At 69.1% G+C, this 19,438-nt stretch carries 18 protein-coding genes; 14 read left to right on the top strand and 4 right to left on the bottom strand.

Going from position 1 to position 19,438, the window contains the following annotated elements; genetic code table 11:
* Window positions 1–61 precede the first annotated feature (61 nt).
* On the bottom strand, window positions 62–1,165 hold the full coding sequence (gene dprA, locus VPH43_RS14490) for a DNA-processing protein DprA (RefSeq protein WP_328578671.1): 1,104 nt from the start codon (window positions 1,163–1,165) through the stop codon (window positions 62–64).
* 24 nt (window positions 1,166–1,189) lie between these two features.
* Window positions 1,190–2,374, bottom strand: coding sequence for a LysM peptidoglycan-binding domain-containing protein (locus tag VPH43_RS14485; RefSeq protein ID WP_442909291.1), 1,185 nt, complete (start codon window positions 2,372–2,374; stop codon window positions 1,190–1,192).
* Window positions 2,375–2,652: 278 nt separating this feature from the next.
* On the opposite strand from VPH43_RS14485, the gene def reads away from it, so the two are divergent.
* The 10 genes from def to pyk all read left to right on the top strand — a co-directional run bounded on the left by def (window position 2,653) and on the right by pyk (window position 12,712).
* Complete coding sequence (def, locus tag VPH43_RS14480) at window positions 2,653–3,174, top strand: peptide deformylase (RefSeq protein WP_328578430.1); 522 nt, start codon at window positions 2,653–2,655, stop codon at window positions 3,172–3,174.
* The gene (gene fmt / locus VPH43_RS14475; RefSeq protein ID WP_328578429.1) at window positions 3,174–4,127 is read left to right on the top strand and encodes a methionyl-tRNA formyltransferase; all 954 of its coding nucleotides are present in this window, start codon (window positions 3,174–3,176) and stop codon (window positions 4,125–4,127) included. The genes def and fmt overlap by 1 nt, the downstream gene beginning before the upstream one ends.
* 47 nt (window positions 4,128–4,174) lie before the next feature.
* Complete coding sequence (htpX, locus tag VPH43_RS14470; RefSeq protein WP_328578428.1) at window positions 4,175–5,029, top strand: zinc metalloprotease HtpX; 855 nt, start codon at window positions 4,175–4,177, stop codon at window positions 5,027–5,029.
* A gap of 81 nt (window positions 5,030–5,110) precedes the next feature.
* Window positions 5,111–5,491, top strand: coding sequence for a hypothetical protein (locus VPH43_RS14465; protein WP_328578427.1), 381 nt, complete (start codon window positions 5,111–5,113; stop codon window positions 5,489–5,491).
* Window positions 5,492–5,615: 124 nt separating this feature from the next.
* Window positions 5,616–6,389 (top strand): head GIN domain-containing protein, encoded by a 774-nt coding sequence (locus VPH43_RS14460; RefSeq protein ID WP_328578426.1) that lies wholly within the window; start codon window positions 5,616–5,618, stop codon window positions 6,387–6,389.
* A gap of 58 nt (window positions 6,390–6,447) precedes the next feature.
* Entirely contained in the window at window positions 6,448–7,191 is a 744-nt protein-coding gene (locus VPH43_RS14455; RefSeq protein WP_328578425.1) for an AzlC family ABC transporter permease, read from the top strand.
* Entirely contained in the window at window positions 7,188–7,517 is a 330-nt protein-coding gene (locus tag VPH43_RS14450; RefSeq protein WP_328578424.1) for an AzlD domain-containing protein, read from the top strand. Before VPH43_RS14455 ends, VPH43_RS14450 begins: the two co-directional genes overlap by 4 nt.
* A gap of 44 nt (window positions 7,518–7,561) precedes the next feature.
* Window positions 7,562–8,755: a phosphoglycerate kinase gene (locus VPH43_RS14445; protein WP_328578423.1), complete on the top strand. Its 1,194-nt coding sequence runs from the start codon at window positions 7,562–7,564 to the stop codon at window positions 8,753–8,755.
* Between the two features lie 123 nt (window positions 8,756–8,878).
* On the top strand, window positions 8,879–11,185 hold the full coding sequence (locus tag VPH43_RS14440; protein ID WP_328578422.1) for an NADP-dependent malic enzyme: 2,307 nt from the start codon (window positions 8,879–8,881) through the stop codon (window positions 11,183–11,185).
* 96 nt (window positions 11,186–11,281) lie between these two features.
* Window positions 11,282–12,712, top strand: a complete 1,431-nt coding sequence (pyk, locus tag VPH43_RS14435) for a pyruvate kinase (RefSeq protein WP_328578421.1) — start codon at window positions 11,282–11,284, stop codon at window positions 12,710–12,712.
* Between the two features lie 3 nt (window positions 12,713–12,715).
* On the opposite strand, the gene VPH43_RS14430 is transcribed toward pyk, so the two are convergent.
* The gene (locus VPH43_RS14430) at window positions 12,716–13,741 is read right to left on the bottom strand and encodes an STAS-like domain-containing protein (RefSeq protein WP_328578420.1); all 1,026 of its coding nucleotides are present in this window, start codon (window positions 13,739–13,741) and stop codon (window positions 12,716–12,718) included.
* A gap of 101 nt (window positions 13,742–13,842) precedes the next feature.
* Complete coding sequence (locus VPH43_RS14425; protein ID WP_328578419.1) at window positions 13,843–15,042, bottom strand: M48 family metalloprotease; 1,200 nt, start codon at window positions 15,040–15,042, stop codon at window positions 13,843–13,845.
* Window positions 15,043–15,296: 254 nt separating this feature from the next.
* Here VPH43_RS14425 and fba point away from each other — a divergent pair, with 254 nt between their 5' ends.
* From fba to VPH43_RS14405, 4 genes are all read left to right on the top strand, one after another.
* A complete protein-coding gene (gene fba / locus VPH43_RS14420; protein WP_328578418.1) occupies window positions 15,297–16,361 on the top strand; it encodes a class II fructose-bisphosphate aldolase in 1,065 nt (354 codons plus the stop codon).
* Window positions 16,362–16,473: 112 nt separating this feature from the next.
* Window positions 16,474–17,361 (top strand): DUF3667 domain-containing protein, encoded by an 888-nt coding sequence (locus tag VPH43_RS14415; protein WP_328578417.1) that lies wholly within the window; start codon window positions 16,474–16,476, stop codon window positions 17,359–17,361.
* 41 nt (window positions 17,362–17,402) lie between these two features.
* Window positions 17,403–18,311, top strand: coding sequence for a phosphoribosylaminoimidazolesuccinocarboxamide synthase (locus VPH43_RS14410; protein WP_328578416.1), 909 nt, complete (start codon window positions 17,403–17,405; stop codon window positions 18,309–18,311).
* A gap of 7 nt (window positions 18,312–18,318) precedes the next feature.
* Window positions 18,319–19,425: a hypothetical protein gene (locus VPH43_RS14405; protein ID WP_328578415.1), complete on the top strand. Its 1,107-nt coding sequence runs from the start codon at window positions 18,319–18,321 to the stop codon at window positions 19,423–19,425.
* Window positions 19,426–19,438 lie beyond the last annotated feature (13 nt).

The raw sequence follows: 19,438 nt of genomic DNA, 5'->3' as shown, positions 1-19,438 counted from the left end.
GAGGGTTCTTGTGCCCGGCGGTGCAAAAGGCCCGCTTTCGGCAGGGCAGGCCGGCGGCGGATCAGCCGGCGAAACGGCGCTGGAAGAGGGCACCCGGCAGGCGCGCCACCTGGCCGTTCAGCTCCAGCTCCAGCAGCCGCACGTTGAGGGTGGCCGCCGGTATGCCGGTGCGCGCGATCAGGGTGTCCAGGGTGGCCGGGTCGTGGCCCATTGCTTCGAGCACGGGGTCCGCCTCGTGCTGCGGGGTGTCCCGCCCGCCGGCATCGGGCGCCGCCGGGGCAGGCGCGGTGAAGCGCAGCTCTTCCAGCACGTCCTCGCCACTCTCCACCAGTTTTGCGCCCTGCTTGAGCAGCGCATGGCAGCCGCGTGATTGCGGCTGGTGGATGGAGCCGGGGATGGCAAACACCTCGCGGCCCATCTCGGCCGCCAGGCGGGCGGTGATCAGCGAACCGGACTGGACGGCAGCCTCCACCACGAGCGTGCCCAGCGACAGCCCCGCGATGATGCGGTTGCGCATCGGGAAGTTCTGCGCCAGCGGGTGCGTGCCGAGCGGGAATTCGCTCACCAGCAAGCCTTCCGCGGCGATGCGGTGGGCCAGCTGGCGATGGCGCTGGGGGTACACGCGATCCAGGCCCGTGCCGACCACCGCCACCGTGCTGCCGGGGCCAGTGAGGCCGCCTTCATGGGCCGCACCGTCGATGCCGGCAGCCAGCCCGGACACCACGCACAGCCCTGCCCGGCTCAGATGGGCGCTGAAGGCTCGCGCGTTCTCCAGGCCTTGCGGGCTGGCGTTGCGGCTACCGACCACGGCGACGCTGGGCGCCTGCAGCAGCTCGGCGCGCCCTTGCAGGAACAGCAGCAGCGGTGGGTCCGCCGTTTCCAGCAAGGCTTGCGGGTAGCCGGGGTCACCCAGGGTGATGATGCTGCGCCCGCCGCCCAGGGCGAGCCATGCGTCGACGGCGGCGCACTGCGTGCGCAGGTCGTCCGGCTCCCGCGCCAGGGCATCGGCAGCCGCACCCACCACGCCGCGCTGATCCGCCGGCGGCGCTTCGAAAACGGCCTCGGGGCTGCCGAAGGCGGCGAGCAGCCGGCGCGCATTGGTGCGGCCCAGGCCATCGGACAGCAGCAGCCGCAGCCAGGCGGCCAGTTCACTGGCGGCGAGCATCGCCGTCAACACCCGCGCCCTGGATCAGGGCTGGGTGAAGCGGTCGCCAGCCTTCACCGGCTCCTGCACCGTCAGGATCAGCGCGTAGGACACGCGCTCGAACACACGGAACACGAACAGCATGCCGTGGCGCTCGTCGGGCAGCTTCATCGCAGTGCGCGAGCCGTCGGTGCGGTCCACCGCATCGGCGCCATTGCGCCACAGGGCCAGCACGTGGCCACGTTCCACCCCATCGCGCGCGCCGCGGTTCAGCGCCACGATCTGGTTCTGGCCCGCGTTCAGCGCGTCGCCATAGATGGAGATGATGCGCCCGGACATCGGCGCGCCGGGGGCATGCGGAGCGTAGGTGCTGAAGTCGCGCGGCGGCACGGGCGCCAGGCGGTCGCCCACGCCGACTTCCTCGCGGATGCTGCTCAGCACGAAGGTGTCCGGGACCACGCGGGTCTTGCCACCATCGGCTTCATCGGTGGTGCCGCCGGCACGCACGAAGTCGGCGGTGCCGACAAACGGCGCTTCGTAGCCGAGGATCTCGCGTGTGGTGGGGTCCAGCAGCGGCTTGGCGGTGCGGAACACGCGGAACTCGCGCTGGCCGTTGAGTTCACCACGCACATAGGCGGTGTCCCCACGCGACAGCATCACACGGCCTTCCTGCGCGGCGACGATGCGCGGTGCGGCGGCCAGCTCGTCGGTGTCGAACACCACCGCGTCGTTCAGGAAGGGCTGGATCAGGTGCAGCGGCACGCCCGAGATCGGGTTGCTTTCGTTCAGGTCGCTGCGGATGCGAGGCGACAGTTTCACCGTGCCGGTGGTGCCGCCGCTGCCGTCCGCCAGGCGCAGGCGGGCCCGGCCATCGACCTTTTCCAGCACCAGCACCTGGCCCGGGTAGATCAGGTGCGGATTGCGGATCTGGTCCAGGTTCATGCCCCACAGCTCGGGCCAGCGCCACGGGCTCTTGAGGAACAGCCTGGAGATGTCCCACAGCGTGTCGCCGGACTTGACGGTGTGCGAATCGGGCGCATTGGGCGCCAGTTCGGACAGCGGCACGCCGGCCTGGGCCACCTGTTGCGCGGTGGCGCGCTGTTGGGGGGTGACGGGGTAATTGCCGGCCGCGACGGCCGGTTGTGCGGCCAGGGCCCACATCAGCACCGAGGCGCTGCCCGCGGCCACGGCGTGGACTGCACGAACACGGGAAGGCGGGCGTCGCATCATCAAAGGGGGTCTCCCGGGCGTTGTAAGAGCCGCGAGCTTGAAACTCGGCGCGGCGGGCAAAATCTCGCCCTGTATGGTTTCTGAAGCGCTGCCGAAATTGCCCTCGGCAGTTCGGCGAAAATGCTCATACGGTTTCGCAGATTCTGCCCCTAAACCCTTGATATCGCAACGAAACTTGGGCGCAGGCGCGATTTATGCGAAGCCTTTCACGCAGGTGCGCGTTCTCACGCGCCCACAATGTTTCAGCACGTTTCCCGACCCGCTCGCGCAGCATCACCATGGCCCTTCTTCACATCCTGCGATACCCCGATCCGCGGCTTCACACGGTGGCCAAACCGGTCGGCGAAGTGACCGAGCGCATCCGCCAACTGGTGGACGACATGCTCGAGACCATGTACGCGGCCGATGGCGTGGGCCTGGCCGCCACGCAGGTGGACGTGCATGAGCGCGTGATCGTGATGGACACCTCCGAGGCGCGTGACGAGCCGCGGGTGCTGATCAACCCCGAGCTGCTGGAGCGCAGTGAAGAGATGATGCTGGGCGACGAAGGCTGCCTGTCGGTGCCACAGATCTACGACAAGGTGCCGCGCCACGCGCGGGTGCGGGTGCGTGCCATCGGCCGCGACGGCCAGCCGTATGAATTCGACGCCGAGGGCTTGACGGCCGTGTGCGTGCAGCACGAGATGGACCACCTGGTGGGCAAGGTGTTCGTGGAGTACCTCAGCCCGCTTAAACGCGACCGCATCAAGTCCAAGATGCTGAAGAAGGCGCGCGAAGAACAGCCGGCGCGGCGCGCCTGATGCGCGTCGGGTTTGCCGGTACGCCGGAGTTTGCGGCGGTCGCGCTGCAGCGCCTGCTGGAGGCCCGGTTTTCCGTTCCCCTGGTATTGACCCAGCCTGACCGGCCCGCCGGCCGCGGCATGAAGCTGCAGCCCTCGCCGGTGAAGCAACTGGCGCAGGCCCACACCATCCCGGTGCTGCAGCCGCGCAGCCTGCGCCTGGACGGCAAGTACCCCGACGACGCGGCAGCCGCCGGCCGGCAACTGGTGGAGGCACGGCTGGACGTGCTGGTCGTGGCCGCCTACGGGCTGATCCTGCCGCAGTGGGTGCTGGACCTGCCGCGCCTGGGCTGCCTCAACATCCATGCGTCGCTGCTGCCACGCTGGCGCGGTGCGGCGCCTATCCACCGTGCGATCGAAGCCGGTGACACGCGCACCGGCATCACCATCATGCAGATGGATGCCGGCCTGGACACCGGCGACATGTTGCTGGTCGAGCCGCTCGAGATCGCCGCCGATGACACCACCGGCACCCTGCACGACCGGCTGGCGGCCCTGGGCGGGCGCCTGATCGTCGAAGCGCTGGAAGCCGCGGCCTGCGGCGGCCTCCCGCGCAGGCCCCAGCCCCTGGAGGGCGTGAGCTACGCGCACAAGATCGACAAGAGCGAAGCGGCCATCGACTGGTCGCTGCCCGCCGCGGTGATCGAACGCCGCGTGCGCGCGTTCGATCCATTTCCCGGCGCGAGCTTCCAGCTGGGCGGCGATGCGATCAAGCTCTGGCGTGCCGCGCTGCGCGCCGACGCGGGTGGCGAGCCCGGCACCCTGGTGCACGCTGACGCCCAGCGCCTGACGGTGGCCTGCGGCGAGGGCAGCCTGGACCTGCTGGAACTGCAGCGCCCCGGAGGCCGCCGACAGCCGGTGCAGGCGTTCGTGCACGGCCGGCCGCTGGCCTCTGGGCAGCGCCTGGCCGATTGAACTCCGGCCGCCCGGCCGCATCTATGCTGCTCTGGAGGGCAGACTGCATGTTCAATCTGATGAAGACCGCCGTGCTGATGGCGGCGATCACCGCGCTGTTCATGGCGATCGGTGCGCTCATCGGCGGCAAGGCCGGGATGATGTTCGCGCTGTTGCTGGCGCTGGGGATGAACGTCTTCAGCTACTGGTTTTCCGACCAGCTGGTGCTGCGCATGTACAACGCGCAGGAGGTGGACGAAACCTCGGCGCCGCAGTTCTACCGCATGGTGCGCGAGCTGGCACAACGGGCGCAGCTGCCGATGCCGCGCGTGTACCTGATCCAGGAAGACGCGCCCAACGCCTTTGCCACCGGCCGCAATCCGGAGCATGCGGCCGTGGCCGCCACCACCGGCATCCTGCGGGTGCTGAGCGAGCGCGAACTGCGCGGTGTGATGGCGCATGAGCTCGCGCACGTGCGCCATCGCGACATCCTCATCTCCACCATCAGCGCCACCATGGCGGGTGCGATCGGCATGCTGGCCAACTTCGCGATGATCTTCGGTGGTCGCGACGAAGAAGGCCGGCCGGCGAATCCGATCGTGGGCCTGCTGGTCGCCATCCTGGCGCCCATCGCCGCCAGCCTGATCCAGATGGCGATCAGTCGGGCGCGCGAGTTCGAGGCCGACCGCGGCGGCGCCGAGATCTCCGGCGACCCGCAGGCGTTGGCGGCCGCGCTGCAGAAGATCCAGCGGTATGCCCAGGGCATTCCGCTGGAAGCAGCCGAGCGCAACCCGGCCACCGCGCAGATGATGATCATGAACCCGCTGTCGGGTGGCGGGCTCAAGGGCCTGTTCTCCACCCATCCGTCCACCGAGGAACGGGTGGAACGGCTGCTGGAGATGGCGGCGCGCGGCGTCAGATAGCGCACGGCCGGCGGCGCCACAAGCGTTGCGCCGCCCAAGGGCCGCCCTCAAGCGGCGCCGCCCCTGGCCGATATGCAGTGCATGTTGCGCTCCTTTCTCTTCGTCGGTGTCGCTGCGGCATTGCTCGCTGGCTGCGACATGCTGGGCATCGAGTCCAGCACCGCCGTGGCCGCCCAGCGCGAGGCCGAGGGCAAGGCCATCGGTGGCGCCTGCCGCCACGCCGGCCGGGCGATCGAGGACTGCTACGCGCTCAACCGCAAGGCCGACAAGGCCGCGGTGTTTGCCGGCTGGCGGGAAATGAACGACTACATGCGCGAGAACAAGATCGAGGCGGTGTCGCCCCAGCTGACCGCGCCCACCGAGGTAGCGCGCAGCGCGCCTGCCGAAGCGCCGGTGGAAGACCCGGCGCCGAAAAAGCCCGCCAAGGGCGAAAAGGCCGACGCCAAGAAGCACGACTCCTGAGAAGGACTCCGCTCGGACCGACGCAGCAACCGTCTGTCCGCCTCGCGCGGCGGTGCGTCGCACGCGAGCTGACGCCCGGGCATGGCGCCGCCATGCTGCGGCCCTCGACATCAGAGGAGCACGCATGACCGCCCCCACTTCCTTGTTTTCCCGCCTGTGCCATGCCGGTACCGGCCTGCTGCTGGCCGCCGCAGCCACCCTGCCTGCCCACGCCCTGGAGATCAACGTGGGCGGCGGCGCCCGCGTGGTCGGTTCCGGCAAGCCGGCCAGTGAAACCCGGCCCTTGAGCGACTTCCAGGCCATCACCGCCAGGGGGCCGGTGCGGCTGGTGGTGCGCCAGGCCAGCCGCGAGGCGGTGGAAGTGCGCGCCGACGACAACCTGCTGCCGCTGATCGAGACCACCGTGGAAAGCGGCAGCCACGGGCGCACGCTGATGGTGGGCGTGAAGAAGGGCCAGAACATCCGCACCCACAGCGACATGGTGGTGACCGTGGACGTGGTGCAGCTGAAAGCCATCGCTTCGGCGGGCTCGGGCGACGTGCGGGTGGAGGCACTGAAGACACCCTCGCTCGCGCTGAACCTGGCCGGCTCCGCCGATGCCAGCCTGGCTTCCCTGCAGGCCGACGACCTGACCGTGAGCATCTCCGGCAGCGGCGACATCAGCGCCGCCGGCAGCGCCAGCCGGGTGAAGGTGAGCATCGCCGGCAGCGGCGACGTGCGCATGGCAGGCCTGAAGGCCGACGACGTGACGGTGGGCATTGCCGGCAGCGGCGATGCCGACGTCACCGCCAACAAGACGCTGAGCGTTTCCATCGCCGGCTCGGGCGACGTGATCTATCACGGCGACGCCCAGCTCAAGACCTCGATCGCCGGCAGCGGCAGCGTCAGCCGCCGCTGAACGAGCGCCGGTAACCCCGCGCCAGCGCCACCGGGTGCCGCGCGGGACAATCCGGCAGATGACCGAACTGTCTCCGGCGCCGGCGCAAGCCGTCTGGCGCCATCCGGAATTCCGCCGCGGCGCCCAGGAGATGGTGGCCACCGCCATGGGCATCGCGGCCTGGGGCCTGGTGACCGGCGTGGCGATGACCAAGAGCGGCCTGGGCGTGCCACTCGCGGTGGCCATGTCGCTGCTGGTGTTTGCCGGCAGCTCCCAGCTCGCCTCCCTGCCGCTGATCGCCAGCGGCGCGCCGATCTGGGTGGTGTGGGCCACCGCCTTCTGCGTGAACCTGCGTTTCATCATCTTCAGCGCGCAATGGCGGCCGTATTTCGGCCACTTTCCGCGCGCCAAACGGGTGGCGTTGAGCTACTTCACTGCCGACCTCAACTACGTGATCTTCATGCGGCGCTTTCCGCGCCCGCAGCCGTCGCCGGAGCAGGTGCCGTACTTCCTGGGTGGCGTGGCGGTGAACTGGCTGGCGTGGCAGGTGCCCTCGATGATCGGCATCTTCGCGGCGGACTCGATCCCCACGGAGTGGGGCATCGGCTTCGCCGGCACGGTGGCGCTGCTGGGGCTCATCTACTCGATGCTGTCCGACAAGGCCACCTGGATCTCCGCCGCGGTGGCCGGCTGTGCCGCGGTGGCGGCCTACGGGCTGCCATTGAAGCTGAACATCCTGGTGGCGGTGGCCGCCTCGGTGGCGATCGGGCTGGTGCTGGACCACAGCGCCCGCACGCCGCGGCCGGTGGAGGACAGGACATGAGCTTTGTCGAAGCCTTCGTCACCATCCTCGGCATGGCGGCGGTGACGGTCGTCACCCGCGCCTTCTTCCTGTTCCCCGATAAGGAAGTTCCATTGCCCCGCTGGCTGAAGCAGGCGCTGCGTTATGCGCCGCTGGCCGCCATGGCGGCGATCGTGGTGCCGGAGGTCGTGATGACCCAGGGCCACCTGATCCACACGTTCAAGGACGCGCGCCTGTATGCCGCGGCCGCCGCAACCGCCTATTTCTTCTGGCGCCGCGGCATCCTGGGCACCATCGTCACCGGTACCGCGGTGATGCTGGCGCTGCGGCTGGGCCTGGGCTGGTGACTCCCTAGAATCCGGGGTCCACCCAACCGCAGACCCACAGCCCCATGAACGTCATCCGTTTTACCGACCTGGTCGCCCAAGGCAAGGTGGCCGGGCAGCGCGTGTTCATCCGCGCCGACCTCAACGTGCCGCAGGACGACAGCGGCACGATCACCGAGGACACCCGCATCCGCGCCTCCATCCCCTGCATCGAGCTGGCGCTGAAGGCGGGCGCGGCGGTGATGGTCACCTCCCACCTCGGCCGCCCCACCGAGGGCGAGTTCAAGCCCGCCGACTCGCTGCAGCCGGTGGCCGACCGCCTGGGCGAGCTGATGGGCCGCCACGTGGCGCTGAAGTCCAACTGGGTCGACGGCGTGGACGTGAAGCCCGGCGAGCTGGTGCTGCTGGAAAACTGCCGCCTCAACAAGGGCGAGAAGAAGAACAACGAGGAACTGGCCAAGAAGATGGCGGCGCTGTGCGACATCTTCGTGCATGACGCCTTCGGCACCGCCCACCGCGCGGAAGCCTCCACCTACGGCATCGCGCAGTTCGCCAAGGTGGCCTGCGCCGGCCCGCTGCTGGCCGCCGAGATCGATGCGATCACCAAGGCGCTGGCCCATCCCAAGCGGCCGCTGGTGGCCATCGTGGCCGGCTCCAAGGTGAGCACCAAGCTCACCATCCTGCAAAGCCTGGCGCGCAACGTGGACGGCCTGATCGTCGGCGGCGGCATCGCCAACACCTTCATGCTGGCCGCCGGGCTGCCGGTGGGCAAGTCGCTGGTGGAAGCCGACCTGCTGAACGAGGCCAAGGCGGTGATCGAGGCGATGAAGGTGCGCGGCGCGGAAGTGCCCATCCCCGAGGACGTGGTGGTGGCCAAGGAGTTCAAGGCCGACGCGCCCGCCACGGTGAAGGCCGCGGCCGACGTGCAGCCGGACGACATGATCCTGGACATCGGCCCCAAGACGGCGGCCAAGCTGGCCGACAAGCTCAAGGCCTCAGGCACCATCGTGTGGAACGGCCCGGTGGGCGTGTTCGAGTTCGACGCCTTCGCCAAGGGCACGGAGACCATCGCCCGGGCGATTGCCGGCAGCGACGCCTTCAGCATCGCCGGCGGGGGCGACACCCTGGCCGCGATTGCCAAATATGGCATCGAGCAGGACGTGGGCTACATCTCCACCGGGGGCGGCGCCTTCCTGGAGGTGCTGGAAGGCAAGACCCTGCCGGCCTTCGAGATCCTGACCAAGCGCGCGGCCGGTTAAAGCTTCATAACCCGTTCGATAGGGGCCCATGCCTAAGCGGCATGGGCCTGCGCCATCTACGTACTGCCAAGCGCCGCTTGCGGCTGTAACCTCGCTGTCCCCGCGATTTTGAGGAATTCAGCCATGGCCCAGCCGCTGTCCCCGGCCGAACAGGCGTTGCGTGACGCCGCCTTCGAGTACCACCAGAAGCCGGCGCGCGGCAAGATCGCGGTGCACCCGATCAAGCCGCTGTCCAACCAGCGCGACCTGTCGCTGGCGTATTCCCCGGGCGTGGCGTATCCCTGCCTGGCGATCGAGCAGGACCCGAACCTCGCCGCCGAGTACACCTCGCGCGGCAACCTGGTGGGTGTGATCACCAACGGCACCGCGGTGCTGGGCCTGGGCGACATCGGCCCGCTGGCCGCCAAGCCGGTGATGGAAGGCAAGGGGTGCCTGTTCAAGAAGTTCGCCGGCATCGACGTGTTCGACATCGAGCTCGCCGAGAAGGACCCGGACAAGCTCATCGAGATCATTGCGGCCCTGGAGCCCACGCTGGGCGGGGTCAACCTGGAGGACATCAAGGCGCCCGAGTGCTTCTACATCGAGAAGGCGCTCAAGGCGCGCATGAAGATCCCGGTCTTCCACGACGACCAGCACGGCACCGCCATCATCTCCGGCGCCGCCCTGCTCAACGGGCTGGAGCTGGTGGGCAAGCCGATCGACCGCATCAAGCTCGTCGCTTCGGGTGCCGGTGCGGCCGCCATCGCCTGCCTGGACATCATGGTCGGCCTGGGCGTGAAGCGCGAGCACATCTTCGTGGTGGACTCCAAGGGCGTGATCCAGCATGAGCGTGCCGACGCGCAAAGCGGCAAGCTGGACGAAAGCAAGCAGCGCTACTGCCAGAAGACCACCGCGCGCACGCTGGCCGACGTGATGCACGGCGCCGACGTGTTCCTCGGCTGCTCCACCGCCGGCGTGCTGACGCCCGAGATGGTGGCCACCATGGGTTCGCGGCCCATCATCCTGGCGCTGGCCAACCCGGAGCCGGAGATCCGGCCTGAGCTGGCCAAGCAGGCGAAGCCCGATTGCATCGTCGCCACCGGCCGGTCGGACTATCCGAACCAGGTCAACAACGTGCTGTGCTTCCCCTACATCTTCCGCGGCGCGCTGGACTGCGGTGCCACCCGCATCACCGAGGAGATGAAGCTGGCCTGCGTGCGCGAGATCGCGGCGCTGGCCAAGGCGGAGACCAGCGACGAAGTGGCGGCGGCCTACGCCGGCCAGGAGCTCATCTTCGGGCCGGACTACATCATCCCCAAACCCTTCGACTCGCGCCTGATCCTGCGCATCGCACCCGCGGTGGCCAAGGCCGCGGAGGAGAGCGGCGTGGCCACCCGGCCGATTGCCGACCTGGACGCCTACCGCCAGTCCCTGCACCGCTTCGTCTACCAGACCGGCATGGTGATGCGGCCGATCTTCGCCGCCGCCAAGGCCAAGCCCGGCCGGGTGGTCTATGCCGAAGGCGAGGACGAGCGGGTGCTGCGTGCGGTGCAGGTGGTGCTGGACGAAGGCCTGGCCAAACCCATCCTGGTGGGCCGCCCGTCGGTGATGCAGATGCGCATCGAGCGCGCCGGCCTGCGCCTGAAGATGGACCGCGACTTCGAAGCGGTGAACCCGGACGACGACCCGCGTTTCCGCGAATGCTGGGAGGCCTACCACCAGCTGATGGGCCGCGAGGGTGTGACGCCGGAGATGGCCAAGGCGGCCATGCGGCGCTCCAACACGCTCATCTCCACCATGCTGCTCAAGCGCGGCGACGCCGATGCGATGCTGTGCGGCCTGGTGGGCCGCTTCGAGCACCACCTGGAGCACATCGGCAACGTGATCGGCGTGAAGCCGGGGGCCCATGGCCTGGCCGCCATGAACGCGCTGCTGCTGGAGTCGCGCACCCTGTTCCTCACCGACACCTTCGTCAACGAGCAGCCCAGCGCCGAAGCGCTGGCGCAGATCGCCCTGATGGCGGCCGAGGAAGTGCAGCGTTTCGGCCTGCCGCCCAAGGTGGCCTTCCTGTCGCACTCGATGTTCGGCTCGTCCACCCGCGAGTCGGCCCGGCGCATGCGGGCGGCGGCACAGCTGTTCAAGCAGATGGCCCCCGGCATCGAATGCGACGGCGAACTGCACGGCGACGCTGCCTTGTCGCAGGAGGTGCGCGACCGCTTCCTGCCCGAGAGCAGCCTCACCGGCGAGGCCAACCTGCTGGTGATGCCCAACCTGGATGCGGCCAACATCCTGTTCAACGTGCTCAAGATGACGGGCGGCCACGGCGTCACCGTGGGGCCGGTGCTGCTGGGCACGGCGCAGCCGGCGCACATCCTCACGCCGTCCGCCACGGTGCGGCGGGTGGTGAACATGACGGCCCTGGCGGTGGCCGACGCGGCGGAGCAACGCTGAGCCTGCGCTTGTTCCTTGCTGGTAACTTCTGACGGCCGATGAGGCATCATCGGCCGCAATAATCACAAGTTGCCTTTGCTGCCGGAGTCCGCCCCCATGCCACGCCAGACCAAGATCGTTGCCACGCTCGGCCCCGCCTCCTCCTCGCCGGAGGTGCTGGAACAGATCATCCGGGCCGGCGTCGACGTGGTGCGGCTGAATTTCTCGCACGGCAAGGCGCAGGACCACATCGACCGCGCCACCTTGGTGCGCGAGGTGGCCGCCAAGGTCGGCAAGTCGGTGGCCATCATGGCCGACCTGCAGGGCCCGAAGATCCGGGTCGGCAAGTTCGAGGAAGGCAAGGTCCAGCTCCAGAACGGCGAACGCTTCATCCTGGACGCCGCCATGAAGGAGCTGGGCAACATCGAGCGGGTGAGCCTGGACTACAAGGAACTGCCGCGCGACGTGAAGCCAGGCGACACGCTCCTGCTCAACGACGGCCTGATCGTGCTGACGGTGGAGTTCATCAAGGGCGAGCAGGTGCACACCACGGTGAAGATCGGCGGCGAGCTGTCCAACAACAAGGGCATCAACAAGGCGGGCGGCGGCCTCACCGCCCCGGCGCTGACCGCCAAGGACATGGAAGACATCAAGACCGCGATGAGCTTCCAGTGCGAATACCTGGCGGTGAGCTTCCCCAAGAACGCCACCGACATGGAGATGGCGCGCCAGCTGGCCAACGTGGCCGGCGAGCCGTATCGCCACAAGCCCGGCATGATCGCCAAGATCGAGCGCAGCGAGGCGATCCCCGTGCTGGACCAGATCCTCAAGGCCAGCGACGGCATCATGGTGGCGCGCGGCGACCTGGCGGTGGAGGTGGGCAACGCCGCGGTGCCGGCGCTGCAGAAGCGCATGATCAAGATGGCACGCGAGATGGACAAGGTGGTGATCACCGCCACCCAGATGATGGAGTCCATGATCGTCAACCCGGTGCCCACCCGCGCCGAGGTGAGCGACGTGGCCAACGCGGTGCTGGACGGCACCGACGCGGTGATGCTCAGCGCCGAAACCGCCGCCGGCAAGTACCCGGTGGAAACGGTGGAAGCGATGGCCGCGATCGCCGAGGCCGCCGAGCGCGCCGAGGACGTGGCGCTGGACGCCGACTTCACCAACAAGCGCTTCGGCCGGATCGACCAGTCGATCGCCATGGGGGCGCTGTTCACCGCGCACCACCTGGGCTGCAAGGCGATCATGGCGCTGACCGAAAGCGGCTCCACCGCGCTGTGGATGAGCCGCCACCGCGTGCACGTGCCGATCTACGGCCTCACCTCGCAGACGGTGAGCGAGCGCCGCATGGCACTGTTCCGCAACGTCACGCCGCTGCCGATGCCCACCTTCCAGGACCGGGACCAGGCGCTGGCGGCTGCGGAATCACTGCTGGTGGAGCGGGGTGTGCTGAAGCCCGGTGATACCTACGCCATCACCTGCGGCGAGCCGATGGGCTACCCCGGCGGCACCAACATGCTCAAAGTCTGCCGGGTCGGCTGAGGTTCAGGCCGTGCCGGCGTGCACGGCGTTGACCAGGGCGGCGACGCGGCCGCTCATGTTCGTCGGCACGATCTGCACGCCCGGGTGACTTTGAGCGAACACGCGGAAGAGCTCGTCGGCGAAACCGTGGCCGATGTCGTGCACCCCGTCGAAATCCACCTCGGCGCGGCGGAACTGCTGCAGCCGGGCCACCACGCGGCGCGCCTGGGCGCGTGAATCGAGCGCGATGTTGCTGCCGGCCAGCAGGCGCAGCGACACGCTGGTGCGGTCGAAGGCCACGCCGCTGCCGTCGCAGCTCCAGGCGTCCAGCACCGAGTCCAGCGTGCGCCGGGTGTCCAGCGCAATCGCCAGGTAGATCGAGGTGCCCTGGCGCGGCAGCGGCCGGCCGCTGCGCCAGCCCGGGCCGTCCCAGCCGCGGCGCTGGAAGGCCGAGCCGTTGGCGTGCAGGTCGAACACGTCGGCCAGCTGCGAAGTGAAGAACAGCCCGCGGCCGGTGTGGCGGTCGGGCGCGCTGGTCAGCTTGCCTTTGCTGAGCTCCAGCATCGCGTGCATCGGATCGTCGATGTCGAACGATTCGCGCACCCGGTCGAACAGGCCGCGTCCGTCGTCGGACACCAGCAGCTGCACCTGGGTGGGCGTCTGCCGCACCGACATCGTGACCGCCGTGCCCTCGCTGTGGTCGATGGCGTTGTTCAGCAGCTCCTGGAAGGCGTGCTGCAGCATGCGGCCCACGGCGGGCGTGAGCGCGAAGTTGGGCGCGAAGTCGCGTGACCAGGGCAGGTCTTCCGACAACCCGGCCAGCGGATAGCGCTTGACCACCTGGCGCAGCAGGCCGGGTGCGTACACCGGGCGCTGGCGGCTGCCGCTGCGCTGCAGCCATTGCATGGCCACCAACCGGCGCAGCGCCTTCAGCGCCGAAGCGCGGCTGGCGCCAGTGCGCTCCATCACCAGGCTGGCCAGGTCATCCGGCCGCTGCAGCGCAGCGGCGGTGATCCACGAGGTCATGGCGGTCAGGTTGAGGCGTTGCATCGCTGGCAGGGGGAGCGGTCCTCATGCCAGTGTCTGCGCCGCGCCGGCCGGCCCAAACGTGGAATAACCGGCCCTTTGCGGGCCAGTTGAAGCCGCCGCCGTCAGCGCGGCGCGGGGGCCGCCTTGCAGCTGGCGGGCAGCGCGGCCGGGCGCAGGCCCTCGCCGGCCTGGCAGGCCCAGTGCACTTTGCCCTGGGCGTCCAGCTGCGGCACCATCGCCAGCTCACCCAGTGCGGTGGTCACCGTCAGCACCATGTGCTTTTCGTCCAGGCTCAGCGCGCTGCCGTCGGCCAGGCGGTCGGCGAGGCCCGCTTCGTCCAGCGACTGGGGTGCGCGGTGCTGGCTGTCGTAGAAGCGGGCGAGCGTCTCGCGGGCGCCGCTGCCCTGGTTCCAGGCCGCCTGCACCTTGGCGCGCTGGGTGTAGTCCTGGTAGGCGGGCAGCGCTACGGCGGCCAGCACGCCGATGATCGCCACCACGATCAGCGGGCCAGCAGCCGAGCCCATGCGCCCGCCATAGGGCACGAACAGCGCCAGCAGGTAGGCGAACGGGCTGCGGCCGGGCATGCGGGCGTCCGGCTTGATCACCCGCGCCACCCGCTTGGTCAGCCACGGGTAACCGCCCACCAGCTCATGGAAGGCGGCCCAGAAGCCGTTGTTCTCCTGCGCCTGGCGGGCGTAGTGGCGCAGGTCCACGGTCTGCCAGCGCCGGCTGCCGGCGGCCAGCACCGCCAGCGCGCGGGCGGCGGATTCCGGGCTCTCGCAGCAGGCGAGGCCGTGGCGGTCGCAGGTGCTCTCTTTGGCGCGCGAATAGGCGGCGCCGAGCAGGGGTAGCCACAGCACCGGCCAGCGCCAGATCTGCCCGGTCATGTGCTTCATGCGGATGTGGCCCAGCTCATGGCCGATGTAGAAGTTGAGGCCGTCGGGCAGCGGCTCCAGCGCGTCCACCACGTCCGACAGCAGCACCACGAAATGGCGCCCGAGAAAACGGGCGGCAAACGCGTTGAGCAGCCCGTTGCCCTGCAGCACATAGGCCTCGGGCGGGGTGTCGATTTTGAGCTTTTCGCAGCAGGCGAGGAAGCGCTCATGCAGGTCGGGCAACTGCTGCGGCGACAGCTGCACCGCGGTGTTGCGGATGTAGGCGATGAGTGCCGACTGCGCGAACAGGTAGGCGATGAAACCCATCAGCAGGTACAGCAGCACGATGCCGACGGTGCCCACGGCGATGAGCAGCCACAGGATGCTGCCCACCACCAGGGTGATGGTGCCGAGTGTGCGCTCGCGCGGATAGACCAGGGTGTCCATGATTTCCCTCCAGGGTTGCCCCGCTGTTGTGTGATGTGCAGGGTGGTGGCAAACGCCGTCCACCGGTTCGCGGGGTGGCGGCAGTGTAGGAGCTGCCGGCCCGGCCGGCCAGCAGGGTGATCGTTAGAATCCCTTGAGTTACGGCGCGGTTACGGCGCACAGTCGGCCGAGGGCACCTGTCTTGCTTCTCCGCCGGCGACACCCCCAAGCGCTGCCCACGCGCCGCCAAAGTTTTTTCACTTCTGGAGACCGTCATGCCACTCGTCTCGATGCGCCAGCTGCTCGACCATGCCGCCGAAAACGGCTATGGCATCCCGGCGTTCAACGTCAACAACCTGGAGCAGGTGCAAGCCGTGATGTCGGCCGCCGCCGAGGTGGGCGCCCCGGTGATCCTGCAGGCCAGCGCCGGTGCCCGCAAATACGCCGGCGAGCCCTTCATCAAGCACCTGATCCTGGCGGCCCTGGAGGCCTACCCCACCGTGCCGCTGGTGATGCACCAGGACCACGGCCAGAGCCCGGACGTCTGCAAGGGCGCCATCGACCTGGGCTTCACCTCGGTGATGATGGACGGCTCGCTGGAAGCCGACGGCAAGACCATCGCCAGCTACGAGTACAACGTCGATGTCACCAAGAAGGTGGTGGACATGGCGCACAAGCTGGGCGTCACGGTCGAGGGTGAACTCGGCTGCCTGGGCTCGCTGGAAACCATGCGCGGCGACAAGGAAGACGGCCACGGCACCGACGCCACCATGACGCGCGAGCAGCTGCTCACCGACCCCGAACAGGCGGCCGACTTCGTGAAGAAGACCCAGCTGGACGCACTGGCCATCGCCATCGGCACCAGCCACGGCGCCTACAAGTTCAGCCGCAAGCCCACCGGCGACATCCTCGCGATCGACCGCATCAAGGAGATCCACCGCCGCATTCCCAACACCCACCTCGTGATGCACGGCAGCTCCAGCGTGCCGCAGGACCTGCTGGCCGAGATCCGCAAGTACGGCGGCAACATGAAGGAAACCTACGGCGTGCCGGTGGAGGAGATCCAGGAGGCCATCAAGCACGGTGTGCGCAAGATCAACATCGACACTGACATCCGCCTGGCGATGACCGCCGCGGTGCGCAAGCTCTTTGCCGAAAGCCCCGACAAGTTCGACATGCGCGAGTGGATGAAGCCCGCGCGCGAGGCCGCCAAGGCGATCTGCAAGCAGCGCTACATGGAATTCGGCTGCGAGGGCCAGGCGCCCAAGATCAAGGCCCGCGCGCTGACCGACGTGGCCAAGGCCTATGCCAGCGGCGAGCTGGCCCAGGTGGTGCAATAAGCCAGCACACCGGCCGGCCGATGGGCCGGCCTTGCGACGGGCGCCGAAAGGCGCCCGTTGTCATTGGGCCGCCGATAATCGCGCGCCGACCGGCGAGAGAGGGAGCCTTCCGTTGAGCGACACGTCGCACCATCACGATGCCGCCACTGCGTGCCGCAACTGCGGCAGCGAACTGGCCCTGCAGGCACCCGCGCCGCGCTACTGCGGGCAGTGCGGCCAGGAGACTGCGCTGCACCCGCCCACGCTGGGCGAGTTCCTGCATGAATTCGTCGGCCATTACATCGCGCTGGAAGGCGCACTGTGGCGCACGCTGACGCTGCTGATCACGCGGCCCGGCCAGCTCACGCTCGAATACTTTGCCGGCCGGCGCCGGCGCTACGTGCTGCCGCTGCGGCTGTACCTCACCTGCAGTTTCCTGTTCTTCCTGATCATCAAGCTGATGCCGGGTGCACCGCCGCCGCCCGGCAGCCATGGCCTGCTCAACCCGAAGCAGGCCATCGAGCAGGAGGGCGTGGTGGAGGACGACGCCGGGGACCTCGCCGAATGCCTCAAGCCCGGCGCGCGCTGCGGCCGGCTGGAGACCTCGATTGCGAGCGCCGCCCAGCGCTGGAAGCAGGACCCACGCGCCAGCGAGCACTTCCTGTCCCGCTTCACATCGATGGTGCCCTACGCGGTGTTCCTGATGTTGCCGGTGTTCGCAGCCATCGTGATGCTGGCCTACCGCAGCCGGCGCATGCGTTATGGCGAGCACGTGGTATTCGCCCTGCACATGCATGCGTTCTGGTTCCTGGCGCTGCTGGCGTTGTGGCTGCTGCCCGATGCGGCCACCTTCTGGGGCGTGCTGGGTGTGGTGGGCTATGGCGTGTGGGCCCTGCGCACGGTGTACGACGGGCGCTGGAAGATGACGGTGCTGCGCGGCGTGTTCATCAGCGCGCTGTACCTGTTCCTCCTCATGGTCGCAACCACCGGATTGGTGGCGGGGCTCTTTCTCTGGGGCTGAGGGCCGCACCTACAATTCGCGCTGAATTCGAGAGGCCCTCCGTGACCGCTGCGCTGCTCCAGAGCTCCCTGCATTCCCTTCCCTTGCTGGCCCGCGGCAAGGTGCGCGACAACTACGCGGTGGGCGAGGACCGCATCCTGATGGTCGCCAGCGACCGCCTCTCCGCCTTTGACGTGGTGATGGGCGAGCCGATTCCCGGCAAGGGTGCGCTGCTCACGCAGATGGCGCTGTTCTGGTTCGACAAGCTCAAGGGCATCGTGCCCAATCACCTGACCGGCGAGGCGCCGGAAAGCGTGGTGGCGCCCGACGAGGTGGCGCAGGTGCGCGAGCGCTCCATGCTGGTCAAGCGCCTGAAGCCGCTGCCGGTGGAGGCTGTGGTGCGCGGTTACCTGGCCGGCTCCGGTTGGGCCGAATACCAGGCCAGCCGCTCGGTGTGTGGCGTGGCGCTGCCCGAGGGCCTGAAGAATGCCGGCAAGCTGGCACAGCCGATCTTCACGCCCGCCACCAAGGCGGCGGTGGGTGAACACGACGAGAACGTGAGCTTCGAGCAGATCGCCCAGGCCATCGGGCTGGAGCTGGCGGTTCAGGTGCGCGACGTCTCGATACGGCTGTACCGCGCGGCGGCCGACTTCGCGCTCAGCAAGGGCATCATCATCGCGGACACCAAGTTCGAATTCGGCCTGGACGCCGACGGCACGCTCACGCTGATGGACGAGGTGCTCACGCCCGACTCCTCGCGCTTCTGGCCGGTGGAGGGTTACCAGGCCGCCTTCGAGGCCGGCCGCAACCCGCCCAGCTACGACAAGCAGTTCGTGCGCGACTGGCTTGAGCAGGCGCAGGTGAACGGCCAGCCCTGGAACAAGACGGCGCCCGCGCCCGCTCTGCCGGCGGACGTGGTGGAGAAGACGGCCGCGAAGTACCGGGAAGCGCTGCAGCGCCTGACCGCGTGAGCCCGCGATGGCTTCCCGCCTGCTCGCCAAGCTTGACGCCGCAATTGCCCGCACGCGCGATCCCGTGCAGCTGGCCTGCCTGCGCGCCGAGCGCGCCGGCTTCCTCGGCCGCCATGGCAAGGTGGAGCTGGCGCAGACGCAGCTGAAGGAGATCCAGCGCCAGTTTGCCGACCAGCCCCATGTCGCCGTGAGCGGCTGGCTGGCGCTGGCCGAAGGCCAGATCGAACACGGCAGCCGCTTGAGCCATGCGGCGCATGACCGCTTCCAGCGCGCCCGCGCGCTCAGCGCCGCGGCGCAGATGCGGCCCCTGCAGGCGCTGAGTGCCGCCTGGCTGGCCCACACCGAGTACGTGCGCTGCCAGCGTGAGCGCATGGCCGAGCTGTGCGCCGAGGCCTTGCGCCTGGCGGCGCCGGACCACCATGCCGCCCGCTGGCGCGTCAACCTCACCGTGGCCTGTGGCTACCACTTCGCGGGCCTGATGGACCAGGCCCAGCCGTGGTACACGGCCGCGCGCACCCATGCGATGGCCGACGGCGACGATGCGGCGATCAGTGCGCTGATCTACAACCAGGCCTCGCTGCGCGGCACGCAGGCGCGCTGGGCGGCCGCGTTCGACCGCCATTGCGAGCGCCGCGCCGTGGGCGCCGTGATCAGCGCCGAATCGTCCGGCCAGTTCGATGCAGTGAGCGGCGTGCAATCCCTCAGCTGGCTGGGCCCGCTGCTGCGCGCGCAGTTGCTGGTGCTCGAAGGCCGCCATGCCGAGGCGCTGGCGCTGTTCGACGAGTGCTGGCCGCGGAGCGAGCCGCACTTCCGCGCCCGCATGGAATCCGTGGTGCTGGCCGATCGGGCCTGGTGCCTGCTTCAGCTGGACCGCCACGCCGAGGGCCGGGTGGACGCAGATCAGGCCTTGCAGGGCCTGCAGGCGCCATGCGACACCGACGACCGGGCCATGGCCCAGGCCCGGCTGGCGCAGGTGTTCCAGCAGCTTGGCGATGAGGCGACCGCTGCGTCGCTCACCGAGGCGGCCCAGCGCGATTGCGAGACCCACCGGCAGGACCAGCGCCGCCAGGCCGCCCTGTTGGACGCGGCGCTCGACGGCATCACGCCGGCCTGATGCGCGCCGGCAT

This window comes from Ideonella sp. BN130291 (genome assembly GCF_036231905.1).
Taxonomy (GTDB): Bacteria; Pseudomonadota; Gammaproteobacteria; order Burkholderiales; family Burkholderiaceae_C; genus CAMLIZ01.
This window is presented reverse-complemented; position numbering and strand designations above follow the sequence as displayed.